This is a genomic window from Mucilaginibacter sp. GW822-FHT03E02, assembly GCF_058801545.1.
On sequence record NZ_JBXANJ010000001.1, the window covers coordinates 286,944 to 312,425 of the forward strand.

A 25,482-nucleotide genomic window follows, 5' to 3' on the forward strand; every position below is an offset into this window, starting at 1 on the left:
GGTTAATTATCACTCTTTTTAATGTTACAGGCTCTGCACCGAGATTCACCATTGTCAGGTGTACCACTACCTCCTTTAGATTTAGGGATTTTGTGATCTGCATGTCTTTCTCTATCTGAAGGCTTTACGCCTTTTTTTGATTGAGTTGCTGGCAACGTCTCCACTTTGCAATCTACACATATGACTTTTCCATCGTTATGTGCAGCATTTAAGTCATGTACCGCTTCTTTACCCGCTTTTGTAAAATCTTCTCCTTCTCTTGCGACCTTACTTAACTTAGCTGCCCTTGCCTCTGCTTTTGCTATTTTTGCAGCCTTTTCTCCATCAACAATTAACTTATCAATAACCTTAATGTCTTTGGCAACCTTTTCTGCTTTTGCAAGTTCACCTGCTATCGGTATCGCACCTAACACGCCCATTGCAGCATCAAGGTAATCCCCATTTTTAGCAGAAATGCCAGCACTTAATACAGACGTAATTCCAGTGGGGTCGAATAAGCTAACAAAATCTAAGCCTGTCTGAACAGCAGCTTCTCCATCAATAGTATGATTACCATGAAGATCTATGTCAACATTGACCCTTACATTGATCAGGTCGGTCTTTATTGTGAGGCTGGAATTATTCGAACCGTCAATTGTAATATCCGGTGACCGTCCATCAGGATCGGTGAACTTCATCGGGTCATCAAATACATACCCGTAAGGTGTACCTGACTCCTGCCCTGCTTCAACCAGCGGATCCACCGCACCCCATCTACCAATCACCGGATCATAGAACCTTGCGCCGTAATCGTATAGCCCCGTCTCTTCCTGTAACTCCTTATGATTATAAAGGTACTCATTTTTTGGAAAAATGGAATAAGCGGTAGATTGTATTACGTACCCAAACGCATAATAATCATTCCGCTGCAGGTTCAGCGGCGTAAGCTGGTTCACGTCCGATGGGTCCCAGGTGGTGGTCAGCCTGGTATCGCCCAGGTGGTCCTTCAAATCATACTCGTACTTGTAGACAGTTCCACTTTTTCTCGCCCGGCCTTCCTCGGTCTGGATAAAGGAAATCACAGGATAGGTTCCCGTATACTCGTACTGGATGCCGCCAACATACTCGGTAACCGTGGTTGTGGTGCCCATGGTCGACAGCTTCCTCAACTTCCTGCCCGTGGCATCGTAGATATAGGCAACGGATACACCAGACTTGACCGCCGTTTGCGGCAGGTTAAGCATATTGTAGGCCTGGGTAAGTCCTTTATTCAGATCAACAAGCTGGTTGCCGTTGCCGTCGTAGGTGTATTCGCCCGCCTGGCTTACGGTATTGTTAAACCCTGCGGTGGTTCCTGCATCATCAATCCGGTCAACCTTATTACCACTTACGTAGATGTAATTCAGGTTGTCTATCAGTTGGGCTGCTGTTCCGTTCTTGTCGTATCGTTTCAGCGTCTGAATATTGCCCATAGGATCGTAAGTCAGATTTTCGTTGTAAAAACCATCACCTGCGGTTGTGGTAGTACTTATGGCATCCGTCAGCCTGTTCAGCTTGTCGTAGCTGTAGTTGTAAACCAGGGCCGGGTAGGTAATGCCAGACAAGGCCGTTGTTTTAACGGTCGTGCTGCCGATGTTCCCGTTGTACTGCGGTGTTGCCGCGTTGTCGTACTTCAGTTCCATGCCAAACTGGTCGTTAAGGTCGGTGTTGGTGGTACCGCCGTCGGCGCTTAATGCAGGGTTGTTGATATTCGTCATCCAGCCCCTTGCGTTGTAACGGTAGTCCACATTCTGCAAAAAGTTGGAGGTGCCGTTGACGGAGTGCAGGCTTTTTTTGGTCAGCTGCTCTATCTCATTATAACTGGCCAGCGATACCCGTACGGCGCCCTGGATGGTGTTCGTGCTGTCCTGCAGTTGGCTCGCGTTCGATCTGCGCCTCCCCATGTGGTCGTAGGAATAGCTTTCTGCCGACATCAGCTTCCGTATGGGAGTTGTTTTGGCGGCGTTGGTGACATAATGTTGCCGGTAATTGGAGGTAACCTGTTTTACGAAATTATAACCAATGGATGCATCATCATAATTATACGGGCTTAAGGCCGACGAGCCGCCAAGGTGATGCTGGCTGTTTTTTGACTTTTGAATTTTAACTTTTGACTTAATATCATGGCGTACGCCGCCGGTAGAAGCGGCGCCAGGCTTTCTGTTCATACTACACAGGCCTTAGCCACCTGGCCGGTATCCACGCCAATCCTTTACGCGAGCTGCCGGTATACAAAAACACCCGGATGAAATTAAACATCCGGGTGTTGCATATTCATTCAGCGAAAATACTGTAGTTGTAAACTACAAGCATAGCCGTTCGAAGTCAGATTCGAACAGCGGAAGACTACGGACAACTGGGGTTTGCAGCACCTCTTTCAACATTTTTTACTACGCTTGTCCCGTCTTGTAGTGCAACTTTTACAGCATTATTAATCGCCCCCCGCGTGCGCCAGCTTGGGGGCTAATCATAGTAACCCTTTTTGAATACAATTACTGATTCGCTAATTTCATTCGGAGAGTCATCTCTGTTCGGGGCATACACACCTACGCCGAATTTATAAGATGTAAAGCCTGTATACATAATCTCTAACCCATCGTCCCACTCTGCAATTTGCTCTTCGATCGATGCATAGGGCAGGTTTAACAGCTCAATCGCAAACAAAATCGGATTTGCGGGCTTCACTATTTCTATTGCCTCACATAAAAAATCTTCATCATAACCTATAAAAAGCCCTAAATTTTCGAAAAAATCAGTTGGAGTTTTAGAAAATTGGTTACGGTAAAATTCAATATTAGGCTCTTTTAGGAGTTTCCTGATTTCATTTCTATGTAGTCCCAAAGGGATATTTCCGAGAGACTCATATGGCGTTATTGTGTAATCCATGCTTTATTCTTTGGTTGTTGATGTTTTTGCCTTATTTAATTTATCTGCGTAAGCTTTCGCTTGCTGTATGCCGACGTCGTATTTTGTGCCGAATTTAGCCTGAACGTCTTCAATACCCATGTTCATCGCGCCTTCAAAATTGCCTTGCGAAATCATTTCATATTGTTTAGCCTGGAAAGCCTTTGATTCTTTGAAATTACCCCAGCTTCCTGTAAGGACATGATCGGTAGTTTTCATAACTATCGATGGTCCTGCTTTCTTGCTAACAGGGCTGACCGCATCAGCCACTAAATGATGCCTTTGTTCATCCGCCCCGACCGAAAGGTTTTTATAAGCTCCACCTTGGGGTGCTTCAGGTTCCGTATGCGCCGAAGCCTTTGGTGCTACTGCAACCTCAGGTACTTCGGGTTGAGCATTTACTTTTGGAGTATTTACGGGACTTTCAATCTCAAATCTACTTCCAGTATTATATTGACTTGAGTAGGCATTAACTCCAGCAGCAATAGCCCACATAACGGCTGTTCCATTTGTTGCCTTTTCTGTTCCAGCCGGTACCATGCCCATTGAAGTTTGATAACCAGCTGAAACGTCACTGGCAAACTTGGTCGGAGTATTGAACCAACCTTTCACTGCATTTACCAAAGCACCCCAGTCCGGCCACATCCCGTCAGGATCGGTAAAGCGCATAGGATTGTCAAAAGCATAGCCATACGGCGTTTCTTTTCTTCCTTTTTCCGCTAATGGGTCAACAGCTCCCCACCTGCCAATCACCGGGTCATAGAACCTCGCGCCATAATCGTATAGCCCCGTCTCTTCCTGTAATTCCTTATGATTATAAAGGTACTCATTTTTTGGAAAAATGGAATAAGCGGTAGATTGTATTACGTACCCAAACGCATAATAATCGTTCCGCTGCAGGTTCAGCGGCGTAAGCTGGTTCACGTCCGATGGGTCCCAGGTGGTGGTCAGCCTGGTATCGCCCAGGTGGTCCTTCAAATCATACTCGTACTTGTAGACAGTTCCACTTTTTCTCGCCCGGCCTTCCTCGGTCTGGATAAAGGAAATCACAGGATAGGTTCCCGTATACTCGTACTGGATGCCGCCAACATACTCGGTAACCGTGGTTGTGGTGCCCATGGTCGACAGCTTCCTCAACTTCCTGCCTGTGGCATCGTAGATATAGGCAACGGATACACCAGACTTGACCGCCGTTTGCGGCAGGTTGAGCATATTGTAGGCCTGGGTAAGTCCTTTATTCAGATCGACAAGCTGGTTGCCGTTGCCGTCGTAGGTGTATTCGCCCGCCTGGCTTACGGTATTGTTAAACCCTGCGGTGGTTCCTGCATCATCAATCCGGTCAACCTTATTACCACTTACGTAGATATAATTCAGGTTGTCTATCAGCTGGGCTGCTGTTCCGTTCTTGTCGTATCGTTTCAGCGTCTGGATATTGCCCATAGGATCGTAAGTCAGGTTTTCGTTGTAAAAACCATCACCTTGGGTTGTGGTAGTACTTATGGCATCCGTCAGCCTGTTCAGCTTGTCGTAACTGTAGTTGTAAACCAGGGCCGGGTAGGTAATGCCAGACAAGGCCGTTGTTTTAACGGTCGTGCTGCCGATGTTCCCGTTGTACTGCGGTGTTGCCGCGTTGTCGTACTTCAGTTCCATGCCAAACTGGTCGTTAAGGTCGGTGTTGGTGGTACCGCCGTCGGCGCTCAGGGCCGGGTTGTTGATATTCGTCACCCAGCCCCTTGCGTTGTAACGGTAGTCCACATTCTGCAAAAAGTTGGAGGTGCCGTTGACGGAGTGCAGGCTTTTTTTGGTCAGCTGCCCTATCTCATTATAACTGGCCAGCGATACCCGTACGGCGCCCTGGATGGTGTTCGTGCTGTCCTGCAGTTGGCTCGCGTTCGACCTGCGCCTCCCCATGTGGTCGTAGGAATAGCTTTCTGCCGACATCAGCTTCCGTATGGGAGCTGTTTTGGCGGCGTTGGTGACATAATGTTGCCGCACATTGGACAACGCCTGCTTCGCGAAGTTATATGTCGTGGTTACGTCGTCGTAGTTGTACTGGCTCAGCGCCGATGAGCCGCCCACGTAATGCTGCGTGAACGTGCGGATCACCTGCCCGTCCTCGTTGTAATAAGGAACTGACCATAGGTAGTCGCCCGTGGTGTTCAGCACCAGGGCCTTGGTTGCGGCAACCAGCCCCGTGATATGGCTGCTGTACAGCGTATTGCTTAGCTGGTTGTACATGGATGGTAAGCCGGGAATGTTGGCGTAGGTATCGTAATAGGTGACAACCATTGGCTTGGCGTTGGAGCCCGTTGGAAACGCGGTGTTGGTGTATCCGCTGGGGCCTGCTGTACTTGGCATTTCCCATTCGGTTGTGCCGGAACCCGGGTCTGCCAGCATGCTGGTCACGTAACTTTGCAGCGCGGCGCGTGTTTCGGCATGCCCACCTTCAACCCCGGTTATGATCGTCCTGCCCATCGCGTCATACTTGGTATAGCTCCAGTCTTGGGGCGATTTTTGGCGCTGTACGGAATCCTGGCTGAAGATCACCTGGTCAAGCAGGTTGTACACCATGAATTCCCAGCCCTTGCCGGGCACTTTTTTTTCCGTCAGCCTGTTGCGGTCGTCATAACGGTACTGGTAGCAGAAGTTGTCTAGTGTTGCCTGGCTTATGGCGGATGTAGCATCGGGAGCCGCTCCCGGCGGCAGCACGAAGCACAGGTTGCCCAGGTCGTCGTATACGTAATAGGTAGAAAGCATTTCGGCTGCGCTGCCTTTAATATTGTAGGTACGCTTCAGTACGACATGGCCTTCCTTGTCCTTGTACTGCTCGTTGGTGCCGAAGCAGCCGTTGGCAGCCTTCCAGTTCTCGTCCTTGCTGATGGTCACCTCCAATTGATCCGGGCCGTATGTGGCGTTGTTGCCTGCCCGTACCAGGTTACGGCTGTTATTGGCGTTGATGTTTGCTGTATAGAGTGCCACCTTGCGGCTGCCGGCATTGGAAGCCGTTACGTCGCCTGTGTTGAAACTGCTGGTTTGCTCGTTTGTTACCAGCGTTATGCGCACCGTATGGCCGGCGTCGACAGTGGCCTGCGGCTGCCATGCCGCGCCGGGAGCGCCCTGTTCGGTCACACGGTTCATGGGCGAAGGCTCAAAGTTGCTAAGGGCGTACGGGAATTGCGTAAGGACAACGCCGTTGCTCTGCTGGCCCTCAATGATGCCGTTTGTGGGATTGTAGAATGCCTTTACGCCCGCGGTCGCGCCAAGCGCATCCGTGCGGTAGCTTCCATAGCCCGTTGACGTATTCCTGTAGGGCAGGTATTTTTGCGCTTCCCGGCCGTACGCGTCATAGACGTTCGGTTGAATAATGTCATAGCCCGAAGGCGAGGCCTGCTGCTGTACCGTTTGCATCGGGCGGCCCAGGCCGTCCACGTACTGGATCGTGGTCATCACCGAATCTTTTATGGTCGTCAGCTGGTCAAGCCGCGTAACCGTGGGGATAGGCGTGCGGGGCACCCGCGTGCGCACGTAGTTCTGCGTGGCCGTTTGGGCAGCCGCGGTATTGATCAGAAAAAATGCCCCTGCTATCAGCAGGAAGCTTTTATATGTTTTATGCTGTATATCCATTTTTGTCATTTGATAGGGCATCAATTTTCAATGTTGACCGGCGTATAACCGGTACCCGGCTGTACCGTTATCTGGGTAGTGGGCGTATAGCAAATCTGCTTGGTGCCGATGCCGTTGCAGCCCGAAACAATGATGGAGCCGCTGGTGGCCTGGTTAGTGCCAGAGGCTATCGTGATGGTGGCATTGGTCGTCGTCACTGTCGGGTTCGGCGTGCGGCCGTCCGCATAACTCGCACTGGTCACATAGGTATAGTTTACGGTCAATGTTGCAGGGGCGTTCACCAGTGTCGTGCAGTTGGCGTCGCTGTACGTGTTGAACTTCAGCGTATTGTAGGTCACTCCGTTGCTTACGCTGGTGCTGCCCACTGTCTGCTGTACGTATACGCCTGCCGAAACCGGGCAGGACGACGAGTTAGTGCTGATGCTCCGCCACTGGTGCGCACCGTAAGTGGCGCTGTACGGGTTGGTGTCGGTTTGCTGAACCCGCTGCTCGCCGGTATTGCCGCTTGCGCCCTGAACGCATTCCGGCGTTCCCGTGTCGGCCCAGGCAGCGGCCTGCGAAGCGTAGTTGTAATTGTAGTTCTTCAGGATATTGCCGTCCTTGTCCCTTACATTGAGCAGCCGCTGCAGGCCGTCGTATTCGTAATAGGACAGGTTGCTCCTGGCGTCTGCCGAGCTGGTTATCCCGATCATCGGCGAATAGGTAAAGGTAGCCATCTGGGAACCCAGCGGGTACAGCCTCACCTCGTCGATGCTCCCCGTGCCCAAAAGCGTGATGGCAGTAACCCCGGTAACGTGGTGTTCATGGTAGTACCAGTTTTGGGTCTTCATGCCGGTTATCGGGTAGCCCGCTATCGTGCCGGTAATAGTCAGCGCCGCCGCAGTCTTCGTCCAGTAGGAAACAACGTATGTCGCCGACGATGTCAGCCCGGAACGGCTCAGCGTTCCCCCGGAAAGATTGTACGACCTGTAGCCGGTGATCGCCGTGGAGGAGTCGCGCTGGGATGAGCCGATTGTCCACCTGCCACTTCCGTCGGCCTCGAAGCTGGTGTACGCGATGGATGTCGTGTCGGCGTTGGTGACCTTCGCTGTCGGCATGATCGCGCGGTAGTCGTAAATGAAGCTCACCGGTGCCCCGCCAACCAGCGACTCAGAGGTCAGCTGGCCGCGGTGGTTGTACCCGTTGAAGATCACCCTATCCTGCGCCGCGTTGTTGCCCACCTTTACGTTGTAGACGTGCGGCAGTACCATGCCGTTGGGATATACCAGGTAATTGACCTTTGTCGTGGAAACCTCCGATGTTCCCCTTGTCGAGTGCTGGCTAAGCAAGGCTGAAATGTTGTTCTGCGCCACGAGGGCCAGCCTCGCCGTCTCCTCGGGGCCGGTCAGCGTCAGGTCCTGCGGGTATGCCATAGCGGTCACGCTGGCCTTGCCGTCGCTGGTGGTAACCGTCGACTTGGTCAGCATTGCGTGGCTTGGGTTGCCGTACTCGCTGACGGCCAATTCCTCCTGGTATGCCGTTCCCGCCGAGTTGTACGCCCAGGTTCTTACCGTGTCGGGATACACCCATTCGCGGAAATGCGAATACGACACCAGGTCGTAGGCATCAAACTGCCCGGGGAGCGGGGTCGGCGTTTGGGTGCAGGCTGGCGAAAATTTCTTGTTTACCATATAGGATACATATTCCTGGTTTATCCTGGAGTCTTCCTTGTAGTGTGTAAAAACCTTTCTGACCGGAACCATGCTGGCGCCGTTCATCTTGAACGTGCAGGTGTAAAGTTCCCTGCCGTTCCGCCAGCCGTAGCCGCTGAGTGGCGCATTGGGGATCGGGTCGCCGAGAATGCTCTGTCCTGGCGCGTCCGCCCAGAGCTGGAAGCGGTGCTCCACCCCGCCGTTTTGAAAGTTGTCTCCGAGAGACTCAAATACGGAGGTGTAGTAGACCGGTGCCGGATAGGCATAAAGGCTGATCTGGGTGTTTGAGAACATGGCGTAATAGTCGTATTCCGAGGGCGCACAGATGATCGTACCGGCCGGATCGCCGGTCGGGTAGGCATGGCTTTGCGTGAGTACGCGCAAGTACTTTTCAAACTGGGGCGCATAAATGAGCGATGCCGACGAGACCGACGGCGTGGCCGAATTGTAATAGTAATAACTCTTTACCTGAGGCGCGGCATCGCTTGCCGCCGCCTTGGTGATTACTTTGCTCACGCGAAGCCCGCCCACCGGCACGTTCGCATACTGGGGCACTACCGTGTCGTCGGGATAGCTGAGATTAGCAGAAGCCTGCGCCGCGGCACCATACGGCGTGATCTGGAGCTGGTAGGAATGGCCGGAACTGAGAGGTATCAGTTGCGATATCGACTGGTTCATCACGAGTATCTGCGAAAACAGGGTAGTGCCGCTCGTAACGTCAAGCACGGTTACCGTGCACTTGTTGTGGAGGTCGTCTTCCGGAAAGCCGGAATGAGGGTCGTATGAGCAACTTGCCACAAGCGTTGCCGTCTCATTGGCCACCAGCCCGAAGGTCGGTGAAGTCTGCTGGTTTGGCAAGTGGGTATCGATGCCAACTCCCGTGAGGTAGACCGTCTTAGTCGAATTGTTTGGAAGCAGCTGGTAGTTGGTATTCGCCTCGTACAGCACGGTATCATAACCGCCGGTGGGGTACTGGATCTTATTAAGCATGCCCATCGAGGCCGACAGCGCGTCCGCGCTTCTATCTGCCGTAGCGCCGGAGAAGTACGGTGTCCAGTATGGATAGGCGGGATGCGGAATAAGCGTATTGTTCGACTTCCCGTTGAAATAGCCGTAGGCATCCTGTGCATATGACAGCCGCGGGGGAAGCTGGCCCTGGTTGTAGAAGAACCGGTGGGTCTGGGTCTGAGACGTAGAAGGCGAGCCTTCTACAATGCTGGTAAGGAACGGCCGGTTACTCAGGGAGGTATCCGCCGTGGTGTAGGAGTTGGAAAAGCCGGATGCCTTGCTGGTCTGGTAATAGAAATTGAAGTATGAGAGTGGCACTGACTGGCTCCGCTGATAGACCTCTATCCTGCTCAACAACTTGTCGCCTACGTCGGTGCGGTCGGCATACAGGAACTTTAGCCTGCCGCCGGATGTCGAGTTTATCTCTTGCAATAGTACTGTGTTTGTCTGCATCCACGAAAGGCAGGACGTGTTGGGCATGGGTGGCGGGCCCGGCTGAGCCCCGCTGGGGACGTTCTGGCCAACCAGTGTTCCGTACATCGTTTCGGTTACGCCGGTTTTATAACTGTATCCTATCGGGGAATAGGTGAAGGTCAGCGTGTCGCGGTTCGGGTGGACCGTTCGTATGAGGTACCACGCGGTGGGAACGTATGCAGCGTAGCTTTTCCCACATCCGCTCTGGAACTTGTTGGTGGTTTCCGTGGCCGCCGAGCCGCCGAAGAAGTACTGCTCGCCTTTCGGTGAGGTGATCTTAAAGTTCCATCCGGCTGCGCCCGTAAAGTCCTTTTCGATCTTGAGTGCCGAATGGCCGAGCAGTACCGGGTTCAGGCTGTTGTCCAGGATAAACTGGCCCGAGTATCCGTCGAAATTGAACGAGAAAACATCCGGCTCGCCGTCGTTCGCGGTTTTGTCGTTCAGGGCTTCAACGAAGTTGATGAGGTTTTGGGTACGCTGCGGAAAGTCTGCGGGTGGTATGACCCTGGCCGCCTGTTCGTCGGCGGTGCCCATGACCGAACGCGTAATGGCCCCTCCCGCGTTTAGCGACCATGACTGACCTACCCTGGAGGCTATCTCGTCAACCTTCAGGCCGTTGCTGGAATAGCTGAGCGAAACCGGAAGCTTCAGGCTATGGGATTCGTACTGGTAAATAGGTATGCTTACGCTGAGCATGCCCGAAGAGAGCCCCGTATTAAGTCCGCCGTACTTCCCGAGGGACGCCGCGTTAGGCGACGGGTGCAGCACGTCGGTCAGTTTGGTAAAATCCGTCTGGGAGAGCGCCGGAAAGGTGGAGGCCACGACTGTCAATAGAGCCACGACCGTTTTTAGAATCAGGTATTTTTTTTTGAACAAGTACATATCGGATTTATAAAGCATTTGTATATGAAGGTTCCTGGAGGTGTTGACGCTGGAGCACCTGCGATCCCTCGCGTAGTTTGCACGGGTAAAAATCGGAAGGGGCTTTTGCCGTCATTTCGTGTATGCGGTACAGAACCGTCCTGGGTTTAGTTAGCCGCCCGGTTAAGCGTGCAGTGCACTACCGAACCGTTCAGGCTGATGTTCATCCCGATGGAATCGGTATAAACAATACCGTTGTGGTACACATCCAGCCCGTTTACGGTAACTTTAAAGTGCAGCCCGGCGGTATCCACCTTGCCCTGGTCAATCGGGAATTCGCCCAGCGGGCTTTTGGCCGTACCGGCAACAGAATCGCCAATGAGCGTAAAATTATAGGTTAGTGGGTAAGCGGTGCTGTCGGCCTGGCGAAGGGCGCCGGTCCATTTGCCGCTTAAGTTGGTCGCGCCCACAAAGCACAAGGCAAGGCAGCCGGATAACACGGTGGTGATAAGGATTCTGGGTTTCATTTAGTTATCGGGGTATCAATAGTTTCGGGGTTTAAATTAATATTGTCGGAATTATTTTGCAATAGGTGTTTTCACCTGCCGGCACCCCGTTAAAACACCTACTGTGTGTACACATCTTTAAAACAAAAGAAAATGTCACGAACGAGGTACGAGCCAACGCTCAATGCCCGCCCCAGTTCGTTCGTATGACATCAGTTTTGTTTAGTGATACGATTCTAAAAAGATGTGCACACACGGTAGGTTAAAACACGGGGAGGCGGGACACTACAAATTTACCGGAGATGGTTGAATACAATGGTGACACTACCTTGTCAGTACCTGCTTTTAGTATCAGGCTTGGACAGATTTTTAAATCAAAAGGTTTTAGATTCCCCCCTTTGGCGCAGTGTTGTGCGTTTGCGTGCGTGAGGGTCACTTGTGACTTCCTTTAACAAATACCGATCATGGCACAGGTGAGCCAACGCTCAAACCTTTACTCCACACCCGTGCTAAAACGTATTAGCACCCGGTGGCGCGCGCGTGTCTCGTGTGCGCGGCTGACGGGTAAACACCACGATACCATTGTATTTTTTGTTCGATATTGACGATAGAAAAATATCACACGTGACACGCGGGCACCTGATCTAAACGGAGGGCAACTTGTAAACCGTTTTAGCATGTCAACCTATGGCCGATATTATCGCCGTATACCTCCGCAAGTAAGTATTTCGGCTGCCGCCCCGATAATATCGACATGCGCCCGCTTGCAAATCACCGTGTTTTTGTGGAGCATTGAAGCCTACGGTTTTCCGGCGTTCGCGTTAGGGATTGCAATGGGTACCGGCCCACGAGCGTAATGCCTGCAGGCGTATGAATGGAAAGCCCGGCCCGCAGGGAACGCCCTTTTTGAGTATCAAGTAGCAGGTAGCAAGATTTTTAAAAGCGATTGTTATTTGCATCCGCAGCTATTGCAGGCACTTCCTGCTGCCACACACCTCCGGCCCTGTGTGCCCTTATGTAAAGTACGATACTTTTGTAAAGCCTTTTCGGGATTTTAGCCCCGCTGAATAATTTAACTCCCCTGGCGCAAGTATTGTAAAATGGAAGGATCTGGGCTAAGTTGCGATGCAGAATTGAAAACTATTATGTACCTTAGTTACAGCGCATTCTGATGCGTAGCAATTTATGCACCTTGCACAATTAGTTTCACTTTATACCTGGATTGTTATTACAGCATTTGGCAATGGCAGTTATAAAAACGCGCAATTAACTGCCAATAACAAAGTTGATTATACCAGCTTTAAAAAAAGTGTAATTGACCATAAAAGCCTGCTGATTAAACACCCGGCAAAAGATATTGGCAATTATTTGTTCAAACTGATAGATGAGGATATTTATAACTATTGGGCGGGTACCCCCTGGGAATTTCATGGAACCACACAGCAACCTAAAGCAGGAAGTATTGCATGCGGGTATTTTATAACCAATACCTTGACAGATCTCGGGTTTAAGATTAACCGGGGGGGGCTTGCCGAAGTCCGCTCAGGCGATATGATCAAAAAGCTCTGCGTGGGGATTGAATCATTTAATAGCCTCGGTAAATTGAATTGCTACCTGGCCAAACAGCCGGTTAACTCGGTTTTCATTATTGGCCTCGATTTTCATACCGGCTACGTTGTTAAAACCAGTACCGGTTGCTATTTTTTGCATTCCAGCTATATCAACAAAGAAGGAGTAGTACGCGAAAAAATAGATACATCGCCGGCACTAAGCACCAATAAATTTTTCATGATTGGCAGCTTAACAGCAAACAAAAACCTGCTACGAAAATGGGTTGCTGATAAGTCCTTACTGTAAGTAATTTTTCAACTACCTACTATTTACCTGGAGGTGGTGTGCTGCCTTCAAGTGACACTACTTACTTTGTCAGTAAACCACTTACCCGAACCCGGAACCTTTACTAACGCCCGGACCGGATGGATTTTTCCACTCCCCCCCGCCAAAAACAGCGCACGCAAAACCTCCGGTACCAGGAAGTTACCGATAAGTAGCTTAAAGGATACAAACGGTGAGCCAACGGTGGCAGATAAGGCACCGGCGAGGTATCGGCAGGTATCCCATATTCCGCTGTGCTATTTTGAAAATCGCTGGATTATTGCATGGTTATGCCTGCGGACGGAGGCATTGATTAGCCCGTGAATTTTATGTTCACGGAGGCATCCGAACACCTAACATACTGATTGTAAGCAACCTAAGTGTTCGCCCCCGAACACCCGAACGGTATGGTAGCAAACCGAACACCAATGACTAATGACAGCGCAGCGAAATGACCAATGAGCAAACTTCCCAAACACAAAAAAGCCCTTGACTGTTTCCAGCAAGGGCTTGATTTAAGATTTGGCACCGACCTACTCTCCCACGTTTTACCGCAGTACCATCGGCTCTGGCGGGCTTGACTTCTCTGTTCGGAATGGGAAGAGGTAGACACCGCCGATATAGGCACCTGAATTTCTTTTAGATTTGAGTATTGAGATTTGAGTATTGAGATTGACTTGCGCCCGGTCTCATATCTCACATCTAATATCTCATATCTATTGACATATTATTGAAAGAAGTAATTAATCAGAGAAAACAACAATATTAGTGTGTTCATGGTTGATAGTTCATGGTTCATCGCACATATTACTATGAACTATGATCCATTTGCCATCAACCACTATTATTACCTGCTATGAGAAAGCTTCGGGCAATTAGTATCACTCGGCTATGATGTCACCACCTTTATACCTATGACCTATCAACGTAGTAGTCTGCTACGACCCTCAATGGAAGTCTCATCTTGTGGCTAGTTTCGCACTTAGATGCTTTCAGCGCTTATCTATTCCCAACGTAGCTACTCTGCAATACAGCTGGCGCCATAACAGATTCACCAGAGGTTAGTCCAACCCGGTCCTCTCGTACTAAGGTCAGCCCCACTCAAACTTCCTGCGCCCACAACAGATAGGGACCGAACTGTCTCGCGACGTTCTGAACCCAGCTCGCGTGCCACTTTAATGAGCGAACAGCTCAACCCTTGGGACCTTCTCCAGCCCCAGGATGTGACGAGCCGACATCGAGGTGCCAAACCTCCCCGTCGATATGAGCTCTTGGGGGAGATCAGCCTGTTATCCCCAGCGTACCTTTTATCCTTTGAGCGATGGCCCTTCCATGCAGAACCACCGGATCACTATATCCGTCTTTCGACCCTGCTCGGCTTGTCTGCCTCACAGTCAAGCAAGCTTATGCTATTGCACTCCACGTACGGTTACCAAGCGTACTGAGCTTACCTTTGAAAGCCTCCGTTACCTTTTTGGAGGCGACCACCCCAGTCAAACTACCCGCCAAACAATGTCCTCCACATTGCAGAGTTAGACACCAAATACAGAAAGGGTGGTATTTCAACGTTGACTAAACTACTCCTGGCGAAGCAGCATCACAGTCTCCCACCTATCCTACACATCCTGTATCCGATATCAATGTTAAGTTGTAGTGAAGGTGCATGGGGTCTTTCCGTCCCGTTGCGGGTAACCGGCGTCTTCACCGATACCACAATTTCACCGAGCTCATGGCTGAGACAGCGCCCAGATCGTTACACCATTCGTGCAGGTCGGAACTTACCCGACAAGGAATTTCGCTACCTTAGGACCGTTATAGTTACGGCCGCCGTTTACCGGGGCTTCGATTCAATGCTTCGCCTTGCGACTAACATCCCCTCTTAACCTTCCGGCACCGGGCAGGTGTCAGGCCATATACGTCATCTTTCGATTTTGCATAGCCATGTGTTTTTGTTAAACAGTCGCCTGGGCCTTTTCACTGCGGCTTCCATTGCTGAAAGCGCCCCTTCTCCCGAAGTTACAGGGCCATTTTGCCGAGTTCCTTAGCCATGATTCACTCGAGCACCTTAGGATTCTCTCCTCGACTACCTGTGTCGGTTTACGGTACGGGTTTTTATAACCTGAAGCTTAGCGGGTTTTCTTGGAAGTCTGATTACCTGAACTATTACCGCCTCCGAAGATTTGGTATACTATCAGCTTTCAGCAAGATCTGCGTACTTAACTACAAATCCTATACCTACGGCCTTTAACGAACTATTCCGTCAGTTCGCGTCAGTGTCACTACTCCGTCACCGCATCGCAGTTATAAAAAGTACTGGAATATTAACCAGTTGTCCATCGGCTACGCCCTTCGGCTTCACCTTAGGCCCCGACTAACCCTGATCCGATTAGCGTTGATCAGGAAACCTTAGTCTTTCGGTGGGCGGGTTTCTCTCCCGCCTTATCGTTACTTATGCCTACATTTGCTTTTCTATTCCCTCCACAGTCGGTTGTCCCTCCTGCTTCGCCGGATAATAGAATGCTCCCCTACCAGATGCATTGCTGCAAATCCATAGCTTCGGTATACTGCTTGATGCCCGTTTATTATCCATGCCCGATCGCTCGACTAGTGAGCTGTTACGCACTCTTTAAATGAATGGCTGCTTCCAAGCCAACATCCTAGCTGTCTGTGCAATCGGACCTCGTTAGTTCAACTTAGCAGTAATTTGGGGACCTTAGCTGATGGTCTGGGTTCTTTCCCTCTCGGCCCTGGACCTTAGCACCCAGAGCCTCACTCCAGCGTATATTAATAAGCATTCGGAGTTTATCTGGATTTGGTAGGATTTGACTCCCCCGCACCCAATTAGTAGCTCTACCTCTTATTAACTCAACCGCCAGGCTGTTCCTAAAAACATTTCGGGGAGTACGAGCTATTTCCCAGTTTGATTAGCCTTTCACCCCTACCCACAAATCATCCGGAAACTTTTCAACGTTTATCGGTTCGGTCCTCCAGTACCTGTTACGGCACCTTCAACCTGTCCATGGGTAGATCACAAGGTTTCGCGTCTACCTCCCCTGACTATACGCCCTATTCAGACTCGCTTTCGCTTCGGATCCGTGTCTTAAACACTTAACCTTGCCAGGAAAGAGTAACTCGTAGGCTCATTATGCAAAAGGCACGCCGTCACGGAACAAATCCGCTCCGACCGCTTGTAAGTACACGGTTTCAGGTTCTATTTCACTCCCCTGTTCGGGGTTCTTTTCACCTTTCCCTCACGGTACTGGTTCACTATCGGTCTCTCAGGAGTATTTAGCCTTACCGGATGGTGCCGGCAGATTCCCACAAGGCGTCTCCGACCTCGCGGTACTCAGGATACCACTATCCTACTATTCATTACCCGTACGCAGCTGTCATGCTCTATGGCCGGGTTTCCCACCCCATTCCGGTTTTGTTTAGTATTCATGTTGTGGTCCTACAACCCCAATTATGCCGTAACATAATTGGTTTGGGCTTCTTCCCTTTCGCTCGCCACTACTCAGGAAATCATTATTATTTTCTCTTCCTCTGCTTACTTAGATGTTTCAGTTCAGCAGGTTTGCGCATTTATGCAACTATTCTTCAAATAGTTAGGTTTCCCCATTCAGAAATCTGCGGATCAATTCATATTTGCTGATCCCCGCAGCTTATCGCAGCTTATCACGTCTTTCATCGCCTCTGAGAGCCAAGGCATCCCCCGTGTACCCTTTCTTACTTTCTTCTACTATACCGCCTTTTGCTCGGTATGTATGCTTTTTGATAAAGTTGCCGTTCATTGGTTCACTCGTTCATTAGTTCATTGGTATTGCTACCTCTTTACCTTTGTTCTCGTAATCCTTTAAAGCCAACAACCGTCTCTATACTGTTGTCTTCTCTTTTTTATTACTTCTTCCAATATGTCAAAGAACTTTACCCCATACTCCACTTGCGTTTCGTAGCTTACATTATATCCTATTCCTTTCGGAAAACGGAGGGTGTGGTGGAGAATAACGGATTCGAACCGTTGACCCCCTGCGTGCAAGGCAGGTGCTCTAGCCAGCTGAGCTAATCCCCCTAAAAATGAATAATTGAATTATTGAATGTCTGAATTAATGAATACTTTTTATTCAGTAATTCCATAATTATCCAATTCAATAATTGCTTGTAGTCCCGAGCAGATTTGAACTGCTGACCCCTACATTATCAGTGTAGTGCTCTAACCAAGCTGAGCTACAGGACTATTTTTTAGTTTGCAGTTTTGAGTTCTCAGTTTGCAGTCTTAGCTTCACTTTCGTGCTAACTGCTAACTGCTTACCGCCAACTGCTGACTGCCTACCTTATCCTTCACTCACCTTTCGGCATAGCTCCACATAGATGGCTTCATCTTTTGGGTTTCCTTTTTGTGTTTAATTATAGATTTGAGTATTGAGATTTGAGTATTGAGATGAACTGCGCTTTCGTTTGGTTCCTGTCTCATATCTCACATCTAATATCTCACATCTATTTTAAGAAATAATCATGTAGGTAACTTGTTACAATAACTAATGTTTCGATACTGCTCCAGAAAGGAGGTATTCCAGCCACACCTTCCGGTACGGCTACCTTGTTACGACTTAGCCCCAGTTACCGACTTTACCCTAGGACGCTCCTTGCGGTTACGCACTTCAGGCACTTCCAGCTTCCATGGCTTGACGGGCGGTGTGTACAAGGCCCGGGAACGTATTCACCGCGTCATTGCTGATACGCGATTACTAGCGAATCCAACTTCACGGGGTCGAGTTGCAGACCCCGATCCGAACTGTGAACAGCTTTAAGAGATTGGCATCCTGTTGCCAGGTAGCTGCCCTCTGTACTGCCCATTGTAGCACGTGTGTAGCCCCGGACGTAAGGGCCATGATGACTTGACGTCGTCCCCTCCTTCCTCTCTATTTGCATAGGCAGTCTGTTTAGAGTCCCCACCTTGACGTGCTGGCAACTAAACATAGGGGTTGCGCTCGTTGCGGGACTTAACCCAACACCTCACGGCACGAGCTGACGACAGCCATGCAGCACCTAGTTTCGTGTCCCGAAGGACTTGAGCGTCTCTGCTCAATTCACTAACTTTCAAGCCCGGGTAAGGTTCCTCGCGTATCATCGAATTAAACCACATGCTCCTCCGCTTGTGCGGGCCCCCGTCAATTCCTTTGAGTTTCACCCTTGCGGGCGTACTCCCCAGGTGGAATACTTAACGCTTTCGCTTAGACGCTGACCGTATATCGCCAACATCGAGTATTCATCGTTTAGGGCGTGGACTACCAGGGTATCTAATCCTGTTTGATCCCCACGCTTTCGTGCCTCAGTGTCAATCAAACCATAGTAAGCTGCCTTCGCAATTGGTGTTCTGTGACATATCTATGCATTTCACCGCTACTTGTCACATTCCGCCTACCTCTAGTTCATTCAAGCTCATCAGTATCAAAGGCACTGCGATAGTTAAGCTACCGTCTTTCACCCCTGACTTAATAAGCCACCTACGCACCCTTTAAACCCAATAAATCCGGATAACGCTTGGATCCTCCGTATTACCGCGGCTGCTGGCACGGAGTTAGCCGATCCTTATTCTTACAGTACATTCAGCTTTGGTCACGACCAAAGGTTTATTCCCGTACAAAAGCAGTTTACAACCCGTAGGGCCGTCTTCCTGCACGCGGCATGGCTGGTTCAGGCTTCCGCCCATTGACCAATATTCCTTACTGCTGCCTCCCGTAGGAGTCTGGTCCGTGTCTCAGTACCAGTGTGGGGGGTCATCCTCTCAGATCCCCTAAACATCGTAGCCTTGGTAAGCCGTTACCTTACCAACTAGCTAATGTTCCGCATGCCCATCTTGTTCCTATAAATATTTGATTAAATTGCGATGCCACAACTTAATGTTATGCGGTCTTAATCTCTCTTTCGAGAGGCTATCCCCCTGAACAAGGTAGGTTACATACGTGTTACGCACCCGTGCGCCACTCTCAAGGAAAGCAAGCTCTCCTATCCCGTCCGACTTGCATGTATTAGGCCTGCCGCTAGCGTTCATCCTGAGCCAGGATCAAACTCTCCATTGTAAAATGTCTCGTTTGTTCACTGACCCTATTATTAATAATAGAATCTGTATAATTATTATATCTTTATACAGTATCTAACTTTTGTTATCATAACCCCTCTTACTTACTTGCGTTTGTTTGAGTTGTTACTCTACATGATTTTCTATTTCTTAAAAGAACTTTCTCGCTTCATCATCCGAATCCGCTATATAATCTTTACAAGTTGCCTTGTCTGATTTGTCATTTCTATTACCGGAATCGCTCCGGCTTTTTAACTTCTTTTGCTCTTCCGAACAACCCTCCGTTTGGGTCTGCAAAGGTAGTAATCCTTTTTACTTTTCCAAAACTTATTTTTTCTTTTTTTCTCTCTTGATTTCCAAAGAATCTATTTCGTTTTGGCCGCCTACTCCTTCTCTTTTCTCCCTCCGTTGCGGGGTGCAAAAGTAGTAAACTTTTTCGCTTTCCGAAATTTTATCTGAAGTTTTTTTTGAACCTCTATTTTTTCTTCCCTCTCCCCTATTCCTGCTTCAAAAAAAACCTTCAGTAACCTTTCTAAGAACAATCCCGCTTCCTTATTTGCGGGCTGCAAAGGTAGATACTTTTAACACTTATGCAAACTGTATTTAACATTTACTTTACAATAAAACGCAACTCGCTATTGATCAGAGAATAAAAATATATCGGATAGCTATAATTAGCGGATTTACAGCGGAAATGTAGCGGCTAACTTATTGCATGCACACACCATCTTATAATTAGCCGTTAAAAACCGTATCGCCCCGGGCGACTTAATCTTTGCCAGGGTTTTGGAGTGACAAAAAAAGTCCCGATGCACTGTGCAACCGGGACATTCATTATTATATATATTGACTTTGAGTTAGATTCCTTTAAAAAACGTAGAAAATACTGGCCTGGATACTGTTATTTTTAAAGTCGCCTAAGATAGGAGAAGGTGTTTCCTGAACCTTTTGCAATCCATAAACGTACCTGGCACCGATCCCCAAGCCAATTTTAGACTGATAACCAAGACCACCGGCCATACCAAAATCAATCTTTTTAGCAAATTTCGCATCGGTTATACCCCCAAGGTCTTCTTTTACTTTAAAACTGGCCTGCGGGCCCGCTTCTACGAAGAAACCGGAGTTAGTACGGTATTTGAAAAGGATTGGGACCGATGCATAGGAAAGTTTTATATCCTGTGTGCCGAGCGTGCCGCCCTTAACTTTGGCGCCTTGCAGGGAATATAAAAACTCTTCCTGCACCATAAAATTATCAGTAAACTTATAGGCAACCGTAAGTCCTGCATGGAAGCCAGGTAATGGATCTGTAGGAAAATTGGCGCTTGTAAAATTACTATAGTTTCCTCCTGCAGTAATGCCGAATTCTAATTTTTTCATCAGCTTTTGACCGAAACTCTGACTCTCGGAAGTTGTCTGACTGAAACCTTTGGTTGATATTGCAACCAAAACCACTAACATTGATAATAGCTTTTTCATAAATTGTGTTCTTTTGTTTTGACTTTTTTTGAGCGCCGCCTGTTGGCTGGCTACTTCATTTAGATCAAAGGTGAGCAGTAAAGGGGCGGCATTATAGCAAAATGTGAACGAAGCGGGCAAAGTTGGGCCGGAAGCGGTATATAAAAGATTCAACTAAAAGCTTCACTATTTTTCAGAATGATTACACATAGCGATAGACACCAGAACATAAAGGAGATATCAGCCGAAACTTGCGTCTGAAAAAAGAATGTCCTAAAGGGCGCGGAGTAGTTAATGTAAACCGGGTGTGCGAAATACGCCGCCGTTTAACAAAAGTGCATGGAACGATTGGCGAACTACCACGCACTATCAACAACAAAAAGGGACAAAATAGCAAACTAATCTTGTCCCTTTTAAATGGATCACCTGCGCAAGAATCACCTTTGCAAGCCATGGGCCTGTAAAATCAATCTACTACCGGTTTTTTGTCGGCCAGGTGTTTTTGTCGTAACAGCGCTTCAAGATAATAGTAATCGGCATAGCTTAACGGCAAGTCAACTTCGGTGTTGGCTGGTCTTGATCCTGTACTATGCAGCAATATAAAACCTTTGCTTGTGCCCGGTTCAGCCGTATAATGATCTGTCAGATTTTTTATTATCAAATCGGCTTTGTACCTGTACAATTTACCATTATCACTATAAGTACTCAACTCATATAATGCTGAAGCCATTACTGCGGCTGCCGAAACATCGCGCTGTTCGTTTGGTATGTTAGGTGCATTGTAGTCCCAATAAGGCACAAGGTCTTGGGGCAAGGTGGGATTACCTAAAATAAATTTGGCAACATTTTCTGCCTGGCGCAGGTAAGTTTTATCCTTGGTTTCACGATAGCACATCGTATAGCCGTACAAGGCCCAGCTTTGCCCGCGCGACCATGCCGACTCGTCGGCATAGCCCTGGTGGGTTTGTTTTTTAAGTACTTCGCCGGTTTCGGGGTCATAACTTACCACATGGTAGGAACTGTAGTTTGTCCTGAAATGATTTTTCATTGTAGTATTGGCATGGGTGACGGCAATTTTATAAAACGATGAATCGCCCGAAAGCTTTGTGGCTTCAAAAAGCAGCTCCAGGTTCATCATGTTATCAATAATAACCGGGAACTTCCATATCCTGTTATCCCATGATTTAATACAACCCACTTTTGGGTTAAACCGGGTCGAAAGCGTTTTTGCGCCTTCAATGATTACATCCCGGTAATGCGGATCTTTGGTGAGGCGGTAGCCGTTACCTACGCTGGTATAAATTTTAAAACCCATATCATGGGTCCCCCCGTTAGTTTTTTGATCTTCAATAAACGCGGTAAATGTTTTGGCCAGCTTTAACCATTTCTCCTGACCTGTATATTGATACAGGAACCAAAGCTCGCCGGGAAAAAAGCCGCTGCACCAATCTTTAGAAGGCACTAATGCTAAATCGCCATTAGCCGTTAACGAACGTGGTGTTACCCCGGCATTTCCGGAACTTTTGGCCTGATCAATTGCGGATAGCATAACCTCGGTTTGCTTTTGAGCCAAAGCAAAACCTTTTGACACGCTTTTTTGAGCAAAAGCATTTAATTGCAAAAACGCACATAAAAGGCATGCGATTGTATATTTTTTATTCATCATTTAGTTATTAAGAGGCGTTAATTGGATCTCTAAAATTTTCATCAGACTGTTTTTGGTTATTGCGGTAGGGATAATCTGTAGTGTATGCACACCGGCTGGCAGGGTTACCTCGCCCAGAGATGAACTTTTAATTTCATCTTTTTCAGACGATAAAGCTTCGCCCTGTTTAACCATGCCGTCTATTGTGCAATCAAACCTGCCTGCATCACTATCATCAGCCAGGTACTTTATCGTAACTTTATAAGCAGCTGGTTTCAGAAGCCTGAAATTCCATTTGATTGACTGATCCATTTTACTCCAGCCATCCAGGTAATATTTGCCCGCTTTACCATCGCCGAAACCAAAACCTTTACCCGTTAGCTTAGCGTCAAATGCCAGTAAACGATTTGGTACACCGCTATCCGACAGTAGTCTTACAGGGTCTGTTTCAATATTACCCTTTGTGGCCAAAACAATGACAGTATTTATGGTATCGGGGGCTTTTGACGGAACAGTGATGCTCATATCCAGGGAATTGATACGTTGAAACGATAATTCTTTTTTTGATGGATCGGCTAATAAATAGGCCTTGCTGATATCGCTTTTCAATCCGCCTAATATAATTTTACCATCAGCCGGCCATTTAAATACATGGAGGAATAAAAGGTTTTCCTTACGGGTAGATACGCCCCAGCTTTGAAAAGGCAAAGGTGTTTTGGTGGTTTTATAGATACTTTCCGAATTTTTATCCATCCATCCAGCGATGCCGTTTAAAATAGCTACATCCTCCGGGGCATACTCACCATCGCCCATAGGGCCAATATTCATTAGCAAATTACCTCCACGCGAAGCAGCTTTGGCCAGCAGCTGTATAAAAAAACCAACGGGCTTGTGGCTTTTATCAAATTTTGAGTAACCGTATGATTCATTTGTAGTGGGGATAGCTTCCCAATCGCCGTCAACGGGAAAGAATTCGGCAGGGCGGTCGGAAGTATTTTTGTAATCGCCCATATTTAAGTTATTGCCGGCCCGCGCCAGCCTGCCATTCACCACAACATTTGGGTCGGTTTCGCTGATGGCTTGCAGGATGCGGATATTTTCGGACAGTGGGAGCTTTTGCGGCGTATCAAACCATAGGATATCCGGGTGATAAGTGGTTAGCAGTTCCTTAATTTGCGGAATTGTTTTTTCATCAACATACTTTACAGCCTTAGGTAACAATTCGGGATGAAGATCATACCAGTCGCGCCCGCCATACAGATTCAGGTCGCCGCCGGGATTTTTATAATCCCAATCATTGCCCGGTGCATCAGGATGTTCCCAATCAAAGGCATGCGAATAATAAAAGCCAAACTTCAGTCCGTATTTTTTACATGCGGCAGAAAGGTCGGCCATTGGGTCGTGTTTCCAGGCCGTTTGTTTTACAACATTGTAGTCAGACACTTTGGAGTTGTACATCGCGAAACCGTCGTGATGTTTAGCGGTGATAATTAAATAGCGCATACCGGCCCGCCTGGCTATTTTAACCCATTTATCAGCATCAAACTTTACCGGGTTAAATTGATGGGCCAATTCAAGATATTCGGCGCGGTGAATCTTTTGTTTACGCATCAGGTGCTCGGCATAACCATCTATGCGTTTACCTTTCCATTCACCGCCGGGTAATGAATAAATGCCCCAGTGAATGAACATACCAAACCGGGCATCGCGCCACCAGCTTACCCTGCTATCATGAGTTTTCATGCTTGCAGTCCACCAACCATTTACCGCATTGTCAATGGCTTTTTTGTCGCGGTCCCTGGCCTCATTTGCCATCGTTTTATCCTCGTCACCTTTATCCTGGGCAAAGGCGAGGCTTGTATTTAATATTGTGGCAAGAAAGTATACGGCTATCGCAAATTTTCTGATCATCATTGATATTTGTTGAAACCTCTTCACGGTACGCCTTACCGACAAAAGATTAAAGCTGCGCATAACCCTTTTTTGTTTTGAGCGATAGTAATACGTTCGCCTGGTTTATTTATTAGTTTTCATTGGCATAAGCAGTATCCGGATAACTACTACTTTATAATAATACATGCACCGGGCTTCATGGTACCAGATTGATTTGTAAATATTTTTCATGTGTAATTAACATGCAAAAAATACTTACCAGACATACCGCCATTTGCCATAATATTTCAACGCCCGATAGCTTTAAAACTCAAGATACACTCAATTCTGTCACCCTTTACAAATGAGCCTTAATATTTTCACTCCAACGATTTAGTTAGGAATTAATGAGCGTTGAACAAAACAAATTGGTTGATTGCTGTAGGTGTTTGTGCAAATTCACTCATCGCTTTTTACCCAATCGGGATTTTTCATGTCAATAAAGAACCATCAATTGACTTTGACAAAAGGGAATGCAGCCAACGGGCTACCTGGATTTCTGCGGTATTCTAATGGAGTTTTTCCGGTGAGGGCCTTAAAGTGTCTGTTGAAATTTGAAAGGTTGCCGAAGCCCGAATTATAGCAGATTACAGTGGTGCTGTAATCTTTTTCGCGCAGTAACCTGCACGCGTAGTCAATCCTGATTTCAATTAAAAATTCGAAATAACTTTTATTGGTGCGGAGTTTAAAATAACGACAAAAAGCATTCGGGCACATATAAACAATATCAGCAACATCCTTTAGCTTTATAGTTCTCGTAAAATTATTTAACGTGTATATGTATATCTTAGATAGCCGTTTTTCGTCAGTTTTATTAAAAGTATCTGCGTCGGGCGTTTCTGTTAAAAACTGGTGCTCATTACCAATGGCAATCCTATTAAAAAGGTTAATCAGAATTGAAAAGTGCTCGTAAACCGGGGCATTCACCAATTTCGACATCAATTCAATAACGTTTCTTTTTTCTTCGCCTTCAATATGCAACCCCTTTACAGCTTCAACGAAAAGCCGGGTCATCGTTTCGTTTTCAGGGAGTTTCATAAAAGCATCGCCCCAGATATTGGGGTCAAAATGCAGTGTTAATAACTGCACTTGTAACGGAATTTTTCCACGCTGCATCAAATCATCCTGGTAAGTGAAAGTATCAAACTTAAACATGTGCGGTGTGTTTTTGCCGATTAATATTAACGTATCGCCCGATACCCGTATTAATTTATCGCCCAGCAATAGCGTCCCCTCACCCTCAATAATGTAAATAAGCTCGGTTTCTACATGATAATGAAAATCATTTAAAGCGTGATACCTGTTAGCCTCCGTTATGCTTAACGATTTTTTTTGTTGCTTAAAAAATGAATAAAAATGCGTTTCCATTATACAGTTCTAACCATTTTTATTTAACAACACCAATTATTG

10 protein-coding genes, 2 tRNA genes and 3 rRNA genes are annotated in these 25,482 nt (G+C 47.9%); 1 reads left to right on the top strand and 14 read right to left on the bottom strand.

Annotated elements, in window-relative coordinates; all coding sequences use genetic code 11:
- Positions 1 to 2 precede the first annotated feature (2 nt).
- The 5 genes from AC1RM2_RS01025 to AC1RM2_RS01045 all read right to left on the bottom strand — a co-directional run bounded on the left by AC1RM2_RS01025 (position 3) and on the right by AC1RM2_RS01045 (position 11,107).
- The gene (locus AC1RM2_RS01025; RefSeq protein WP_492982517.1) at positions 3 to 2,186 is read right to left on the bottom strand and encodes an RHS repeat-associated core domain-containing protein; all 2,184 of its coding nucleotides are present in this window, start codon (positions 2,184 to 2,186) and stop codon (positions 3 to 5) included.
- A 295-nt stretch (positions 2,187 to 2,481) separates the two neighbouring features.
- Positions 2,482 to 2,904, bottom strand: a complete 423-nt coding sequence (locus AC1RM2_RS01030) for a hypothetical protein (protein WP_492982519.1) — start codon at positions 2,902 to 2,904, stop codon at positions 2,482 to 2,484.
- A gap of 3 nt (positions 2,905 to 2,907) precedes the next feature.
- Positions 2,908 to 6,546: a DUF6443 domain-containing protein gene (locus AC1RM2_RS01035; RefSeq protein ID WP_492982521.1), complete on the bottom strand. Its 3,639-nt coding sequence runs from the start codon at positions 6,544 to 6,546 to the stop codon at positions 2,908 to 2,910.
- Between the two features lie 20 nt (positions 6,547 to 6,566).
- A complete protein-coding gene (locus tag AC1RM2_RS01040; protein ID WP_492982523.1) occupies positions 6,567 to 10,619 on the bottom strand; it encodes a hypothetical protein in 4,053 nt (1,350 codons plus the stop codon).
- Positions 10,620 to 10,747: 128 nt separating this feature from the next.
- Positions 10,748 to 11,107, bottom strand: a complete 360-nt coding sequence (locus tag AC1RM2_RS01045) for a hypothetical protein (RefSeq protein WP_492982525.1) — start codon at positions 11,105 to 11,107, stop codon at positions 10,748 to 10,750.
- A 1,164-nt stretch (positions 11,108 to 12,271) separates the two neighbouring features.
- Between AC1RM2_RS01045 and AC1RM2_RS01050 the strand changes: the two genes are divergently transcribed.
- Entirely contained in the window at positions 12,272 to 12,943 is a 672-nt protein-coding gene (locus tag AC1RM2_RS01050; RefSeq protein ID WP_492982527.1) for a hypothetical protein, read from the top strand.
- A 538-nt stretch (positions 12,944 to 13,481) separates the two neighbouring features.
- Here AC1RM2_RS01050 and rrf read toward each other — a convergent pair.
- The 9 genes from rrf to AC1RM2_RS01095 form a co-directional block, all read right to left on the bottom strand.
- Positions 13,482 to 13,593, bottom strand: a 5S ribosomal RNA gene (rrf, locus tag AC1RM2_RS01055).
- Positions 13,594 to 13,817: 224 nt separating this feature from the next.
- Positions 13,818 to 16,697 (bottom strand): 23S ribosomal RNA (locus tag AC1RM2_RS01060).
- Positions 16,698 to 16,953: 256 nt separating this feature from the next.
- Positions 16,954 to 17,030, bottom strand: a tRNA-Ala gene (locus tag AC1RM2_RS01065).
- Positions 17,031 to 17,120: 90 nt separating this feature from the next.
- Positions 17,121 to 17,195, bottom strand: a tRNA-Ile gene (locus AC1RM2_RS01070).
- Positions 17,196 to 17,519: 324 nt separating this feature from the next.
- Positions 17,520 to 19,041: ribosomal RNA gene (locus tag AC1RM2_RS01075) — 16S ribosomal RNA — on the bottom strand.
- The 16S, 23S and 5S rRNA genes sit together here with 2 tRNA genes alongside, the layout of an rRNA operon.
- An 866-nt stretch (positions 19,042 to 19,907) precedes the next feature.
- Positions 19,908 to 20,516, bottom strand: coding sequence for a porin family protein (locus AC1RM2_RS01080; protein ID WP_492982529.1), 609 nt, complete (start codon positions 20,514 to 20,516; stop codon positions 19,908 to 19,910).
- Between the two features lie 445 nt (positions 20,517 to 20,961).
- On the bottom strand, positions 20,962 to 22,158 hold the full coding sequence (locus AC1RM2_RS01085; protein WP_492988230.1) for a glycoside hydrolase family 88 protein: 1,197 nt from the start codon (positions 22,156 to 22,158) through the stop codon (positions 20,962 to 20,964).
- 3 nt (positions 22,159 to 22,161) lie between these two features.
- Positions 22,162 to 24,054, bottom strand: a complete 1,893-nt coding sequence (locus tag AC1RM2_RS01090; protein WP_492982531.1) for an alpha-L-fucosidase — start codon at positions 24,052 to 24,054, stop codon at positions 22,162 to 22,164.
- Between the two features lie 468 nt (positions 24,055 to 24,522).
- The gene (locus AC1RM2_RS01095; RefSeq protein WP_492982533.1) at positions 24,523 to 25,440 is read right to left on the bottom strand and encodes an AraC family transcriptional regulator; all 918 of its coding nucleotides are present in this window, start codon (positions 25,438 to 25,440) and stop codon (positions 24,523 to 24,525) included.
- Between the last annotated feature and the right edge of the window lie 42 nt (positions 25,441 to 25,482).

Coding starts and splice junctions, on each gene's coding strand:
- AC1RM2_RS01025 (WP_492982517.1), bottom strand. CDS start 2,186: ATGAACAGAAAGCCTGGCGCCGCTTCTACCGGCGGCGTACGCCATGAT.
- AC1RM2_RS01030 (WP_492982519.1), bottom strand. CDS start 2,904: ATGGATTACACAATAACGCCATATGAGTCTCTCGGAAATATCCCTTTG.
- AC1RM2_RS01035 (WP_492982521.1), bottom strand. CDS start 6,546: ATGGATATACAGCATAAAACATATAAAAGCTTCCTGCTGATAGCAGGG.
- AC1RM2_RS01040 (WP_492982523.1), bottom strand. CDS start 10,619: ATGCTTTATAAATCCGATATGTACTTGTTCAAAAAAAAATACCTGATT.
- AC1RM2_RS01045 (WP_492982525.1), bottom strand. CDS start 11,107: ATGAAACCCAGAATCCTTATCACCACCGTGTTATCCGGCTGCCTTGCC.
- AC1RM2_RS01050 (WP_492982527.1), top strand. CDS start 12,272: ATGCACCTTGCACAATTAGTTTCACTTTATACCTGGATTGTTATTACA.
- AC1RM2_RS01080 (WP_492982529.1), bottom strand. CDS start 20,516: ATGAAAAAGCTATTATCAATGTTAGTGGTTTTGGTTGCAATATCAACC.
- AC1RM2_RS01085 (WP_492988230.1), bottom strand. CDS start 22,158: ATGAATAAAAAATATACAATCGCATGCCTTTTATGTGCGTTTTTGCAA.
- AC1RM2_RS01090 (WP_492982531.1), bottom strand. CDS start 24,054: ATGATGATCAGAAAATTTGCGATAGCCGTATACTTTCTTGCCACAATA.
- AC1RM2_RS01095 (WP_492982533.1), bottom strand. CDS start 25,440: ATGGAAACGCATTTTTATTCATTTTTTAAGCAACAAAAAAAATCGTTA.